Source organism: Agrobacterium sp., from assembly GCF_032092815.1.
Taxonomy (GTDB): domain Bacteria; phylum Pseudomonadota; class Alphaproteobacteria; order Rhizobiales; family Rhizobiaceae; genus Agrobacterium.
This window is the reverse complement of the sequence record NZ_DAMDBP010000041.1, coordinates 2,017-3,399: the sequence shown is the minus strand read 5'-3', so window position 1 is coordinate 3,399 and position 1,383 is coordinate 2,017. Positions and strand designations below refer to the sequence as shown.

The 1,383-nt window shown below is 60.6% G+C and carries 1 protein-coding gene; it reads right to left on the bottom strand.

The features are described from left to right. The coding region (ggt, locus tag RT613_RS19100) for a gamma-glutamyltransferase (RefSeq protein WP_313618005.1) at positions 1-1,383 on the bottom strand (1,383 nt) is incomplete at both ends.

Here is a 1,383-nt window from a genome sequence, read left to right as displayed (position 1 = left end):
TCGTAACCCAGCGCCTTCAGCGGCTCGACCAGATCTTCCGCGTCGGTGCCTGCCTCAATGTCGTAGGTGCCGAACCGATTGATGAGATGCGGCTGGGCGACGATCGCCTCAACCGGCAAGCCCCAGTCGATATAGGCGATCAGCGCCTGCGCTACATAACCGATGATCTGGCTGCCGCCGGGCGAACCAACGGCGAGCAGCGGTTTTCCATCCTTCATCACGATAGTGGGAGCCATGGAGGAGCGCGGTCGTTTACCGGGTTCGACGCGGTTGGCGATCGGCAGACCGCCGTCATGGGTCTTGAAGGAAAAGTCCGTCAATTCGTTATTGAGCAGGAAGCCATTCGTCATCAGACGCGAGCCGAAGCCATTTTCGATCGTCGTCGTCATCGAGACCACGTTGCCTTGCCTGTCGACGATGACGAAATGGCTCGTCGAGGGCAACTCAAGCGCGGCATCCCGGCCGAAAAGCAGCGCATGGTCCCAATTCGGCTCGCCGGCCTTGACGGCACCGTTGGCCAAGGCCTTTTCGCCGTCGAGCAAGCTTGCCCTTTCGCTTAGATAGGCCTTGTCGAGCATGCCCTTGATCGGTAGCGGCACGAAATCAGTGTCAGCGACGTAACGCTCGCGGTCGGCAAAGGCAAGACGTTGCGCATCGCCAATGATGCGCCAGCTTTCGACATTTTTGGGCCCCAGCGACCTCAGATCGAAATTCTCCGCCATGCCGAGTATCTGGCCAATGGCGATACCGCCTGACGATGGCGGCCCCATGCCGCAAACGTCAAGTGCACGATAGATAAAGCAGACTGGCTCGCGCTCGATGACGCGATAGTTGGAAAGATCGGAAAGCGACAGCACGCCAGGATTGTCGGCTGCCTCGCGCACGGTCTTGACGATCGCCTCGGCAATTTTCCCCTCGTAAAAGGCATCGGCGCCGCCCTTGGCGATCGCTGCAAGCGTCTCGGCATAGGCCGGGTTCTTCAACGGAGCACCGGCCTCCAGCGCGGCCCCGGCGGTGTCAAAGAAATAGGACCGCGCCTCTGGATATGTCTTCAGCCGGTCACCCTCGGACGCGATCAGGGAGGCAAGGCGCGGCGACACCTGAAAGCCCTCGGTAGCCAGTGTTTCCGCCGGTTTCAGCAGGCTTGCCCATTCGGCCTTTCCATAGCGTTTGTGAGCCTCCTCCATAAGGCGTACCGTTCCCGGCGTTCCGACGGAACGGCCGCCGATGACCGCGTTCATGAATTTAAGCGGCTGGCCATTTTCATCCAGGAAGAGTTTTGGCGTGGCTTCCATCGGCGCCGTCTCCCGGCCGTCCAACGTCGTCAGCTTGCCGCTTTCTGCGTGGTAGTAAACAAGGAAGGCGCCGCCGCCGAGACCGGAA